4 protein-coding genes are annotated in these 3,657 nt (G+C 55.3%); 2 read left to right on the forward strand and 2 right to left on the reverse strand.

Annotation, left to right across the window (positions count from 1 at the left end; all coding sequences use genetic code 11):
• Both ACWVCN_RS12325 and ACWVCN_RS12330 read right to left on the reverse strand, forming a co-directional pair.
• On the reverse strand, positions 1-219 hold a 219-nt coding region (locus ACWVCN_RS12325), incomplete at its 3' end, for a hypothetical protein (protein WP_455246089.1).
• A 24-nt stretch (positions 220-243) separates the two neighbouring features.
• Positions 244-1,110, reverse strand: coding sequence for an aldo/keto reductase family protein (locus tag ACWVCN_RS12330; RefSeq protein ID WP_455246091.1), 867 nt, complete (start codon positions 1,108-1,110; stop codon positions 244-246).
• Between the two features lie 88 nt (positions 1,111-1,198).
• Between ACWVCN_RS12330 and ACWVCN_RS12335 the strand changes: the two genes are divergently transcribed.
• Both ACWVCN_RS12335 and ACWVCN_RS12340 read left to right on the forward strand, forming a co-directional pair.
• The gene (locus tag ACWVCN_RS12335; protein ID WP_455246092.1) at positions 1,199-2,275 is read left to right on the forward strand and encodes a HEAT repeat domain-containing protein; all 1,077 of its coding nucleotides are present in this window, start codon (positions 1,199-1,201) and stop codon (positions 2,273-2,275) included.
• A gap of 122 nt (positions 2,276-2,397) precedes the next feature.
• Positions 2,398-3,486 carry a saccharopine dehydrogenase family protein gene (locus ACWVCN_RS12340; protein WP_455246094.1) on the forward strand — a complete coding sequence of 363 codons (1,089 nt, stop codon included), beginning with the start codon at positions 2,398-2,400 and terminating at the stop codon, positions 3,484-3,486.
• Positions 3,487-3,657: the final 171 nt, after the last annotated feature.

Here is a 3,657-nt window from a genome sequence, read left to right on the forward strand (position 1 = left end):
GAAGGCTGTGAATCCCATTACTATGTCTTGGTCTAAAGCGAGCAGGACGACATAGCTGCCATCGGTCAGCCATTGGCTGGCGCGTACCTCTGTGTCCTCCCTGTTGAACGAAAACACCGGGCTTTGAATTGCCGCCATGATTTCATGGAGCAACTCCCCGACCATCACGGACAGGATTCCAGCGTCAGCAGGGCCTGCATATCGCACAAGGGTATTCATCGCAGAAGCAGGTAGATTGTGCGGTTATATGCCGATCGTTTCGATGGTTGCCAGCTCATCCGCCGTCAGCGTAAACCGATCGCACAACAAGTCGTCTTCCATATGCTGACGATTGGTTGTCCCGGTCAGGGGTAACATGCCGATCTGCTGGGAGAACCGGAAGACGATTTGCGCCACTCCCGTCTCGTATTTGGCCGCCATTGAACGAATCGTCGGTTCGATGAACATTTCACGATTCGCTGTGAGCAGAGAGAAACCTTGATAGACGATGTTGTGGGCCCGACAGACGTCCCGCACCGCCTTGTCCCACCCAAAGGCAGCGTAGCAACGGTTCTGTACGACCATCGGCTTGTGCTTGGCCTGTTCGCAGAGGAGCGTCAACTGATCGGCGGTGACATTGCTCACTCCGATCATCTTCGTCCGGCCTGAATCGTACTGGTGCTCGATCGCGGCCCAAACTTCCCAATCTTCGGGCCCCAGCCCTCGTCGGTAATAAGGTCCGTGCAACACATAGGAGTCGAGATGGTCTGTATGCAGATGTGCCAGTGAACTATCGAAGGATTGCTGGACTTGATGGCTGATGCTGGCGTTCACATCATAGGGGGTGCGATGATCTTGGCCGTTGACCGGTGTAAATTTCGTCTGGAGAAACAGCTTCTCGCGGGAAACACCTCGATCGGCCAATTGAAGCAGCGCCTCTCCGACCCCCGCTTCGTCGTAATGGATAAGCTGGTTAGCCGTATCGATGGCGGTGAAACCTGCATCGACAGCTTGTAGCACGAGGCCGGTCGTCGCTTCTTTCTTCCAGGCCGTCCCGTACATAAACGAGGGGATCGGCACGTCGTTGTAGGTGTGAAACGTCACGTGATTGCCTCCGGATGTGCCTACCATACACACAACCGTGTAGCACTCTCAACGAAGGAATTGGTACAGTGTTGGCCATCGGCTTGATTTTTTCATGGAAGAAAGGAATGTGAACATGCGGTGGTGGAGCGGGAGCATCATTCTAGTGACACTAACGATCGTAGCCGGTCTGCCGGATCGATCGGAAGGGCGAAGAGAACTCATGACGCAGGACGAGAAAGCGCAGCTCAAGGCCGCCCAGGAGATCCATCTCGAGACAGTTGCGATTACTGACAAAGGGAGGACAGATGCAGCGATCGTGACGAAAGCAGCGGAGGCCCGTCTGAAGGGCATGGGGTACGATGTCACAACCGACGAATCACAACCGCATGACGTGACGGTCAAGGTGAAATGCGAAGAGCACAAGGTATGGGAGGGCACGGTCACGTCGGGAGGCGATGCCGATCAATTGAACCCGGCCTCCCGCCTATGGAAAGGGCCGGCTTGTCAGATCACTTACAGGACTGCGACGGCGAAACCGAGTTGGCGGCATGAAGTGCGCGGTGTCCTGCCATCCGGGCAGGAAGGGAAGACTCCGACGATAAAGGGACAGGATGTGATCGCACACCTCGCGGCCAGATTGGGAGACGATCCTTTTCCACTGCTGCTCGCCGGAGCGTGGCAACAATCCTCTCGCCTCATGAAGGCGTTGGATGATCCCGCCTCAACCACGGCAGAACAGACGACAGCCATAAACCTCTTGGGGAACATGTTCGCAGCGGAGGCCATCCCCACCCTCAACCGGAAACTCCAAGACAAGGATCCGGCGGTTGTTCGTAGTGCCGCAATAGCCTTGGGAGCAATAGGCCATTCTGACTGCATTCCCCCGCTCTTGAATCTGCTGAAGGACAACGATCAAGCCGCCAGAGTTGCCGCAATCAAGGGCTTGGGAAAATTGGCGCCGCTCCACCCAAACAGCGACATCGTTCCGATCCTCTTATCGCAACTACCCAAGGAACCAGTCCAGACGCAAACTGAAATTGTCCTGGCCCTGGCCAAGACGACCGACCGGCGCATCCTCGAGCCGCTTCGCGAACTAAACCGATCCGTTCAAGTGAAGGTTCGATCGGAAAGCGGACCGGAATGGAAGGAACTGAAGCGAGTCCTTGGGGAATCGTTGGACTCGTTCGACGGGCCCCATACAGAGGAATGACGGTCACGCGTCCGGTTGGACCTCACGTGTATGACTTGCTGCCGGGACAGCGGTCCTGATTCGGCATGAAAGAAGAAAGCTCAGCATGAAAGGAGTATACTGAAAATTATACGGGGTCTCTCATGCATCGAGTATTAATTCTCGGGGCGGGTAAGATCGGTTCGTTGGCTGCCTGCCTCCTGTCTCAGCATGGCGGGTACGATATTCATCTGGGAGACGTGAGCTTTGACAGCGCCAAGCGGCTGGTCGAGGATCTCGGGCTCGAACGAGTGACGCCGGTCCTTCTGGACGTACGCCACTCTGATGCCGTTAGTACGTACCTGTCGGCCCATCCAGTAAATGCGATCGTCTCCAGCCTGCCTTATTTTTGCAATCCCTCGGTTGCCGGTCTTGCGTTGACTCATAAGGTGCACTACTTCGATCTGACTGAAGATATCGAGGTCACCAATCAGATCCGTATCTTGAGCGCCGGTGCCTCTCAAACCTTCATGCCGCAGTGCGGATTGGCTCCTGGCTTCATTAGCATCGTGGCCCACGATCTGATGACACATTTCAAAACGCTGGATACGGTGAAGATGCGTGTTGGCGCATTGCCGGTCCATCCGAGCAACGCGCTGAAGTATTCGCTCACCTGGTCAACCGACGGACTCATCAACGAGTACGGAAATCTCTGTTTCGGCATCGAAGAGGGTGAGAAAGTGCCTCTTCAGCCGCTCGAAGGTTACGAAACGATCGAACTGGACGGTCTCCTCTACGAAGCGTTCAATACATCCGGCGGCTTGGGTACGCTTGCGGACAGTTTCGTCGGTCAGGTCCAGACGATGAACTACAAGACTCTCCGCTATCCTGGCCACTGCGAGAAGATCCACCTTCTCATGAAGGACCTCAAGCTGAACGAAGACCGGGAAACGCTCAAACGGATCTTGGAACGGGCAATTCCCCAGACTCTACAGGATGTCGTCCTGATCTATGCCTCTGTTACCGGCAGGAAGGAAGGGGGCCTTTTCGAAGAGAATTACGTAAAGAAAATTTATCCTCAGTGCGTCAAGGGGAAGCTCTGGTCGGCCATTCAGGTCACGACGGCATCCAGCGTCTGCTGTGTCTTGGATCTGGTGTTGGATCGACCGGCGAAGTACCACGGGTTTGTGACGCAGGAATCGATCACGCTGAAGGATTTTCTTGCCAACGATTTTGGGGCCTGCTTTCGATGAGCACGAATCGGGACATACTCAAGCGTCTAGAAATTCAAGGGGTGAATAAGGGTGGCAGCACGGGAAGCCACTGGTGGTCCGGAAAAGCGGATGGCCCCCTGCTCCAATCCATGAACCCTGCCACCGGCGAGAAGATCGCAGATGTGTATCCTTGCTCGGTCAACGATTACC

This window comes from Petrachloros mirabilis, from assembly GCF_975968855.1.

Excerpts from the sequence above, each read along its gene's own strand:
- ACWVCN_RS12330 (WP_455246091.1), bottom strand. The coding sequence starts at position 1,110 with ATGGTAGGCACATCCGGAGGCAATCACGTGACGTTTCACACCTACAAC.
- ACWVCN_RS12335 (WP_455246092.1), top strand. The coding sequence starts at position 1,199 with ATGCGGTGGTGGAGCGGGAGCATCATTCTAGTGACACTAACGATCGTA.
- ACWVCN_RS12340 (WP_455246094.1), top strand. The coding sequence starts at position 2,398 with ATGCATCGAGTATTAATTCTCGGGGCGGGTAAGATCGGTTCGTTGGCT.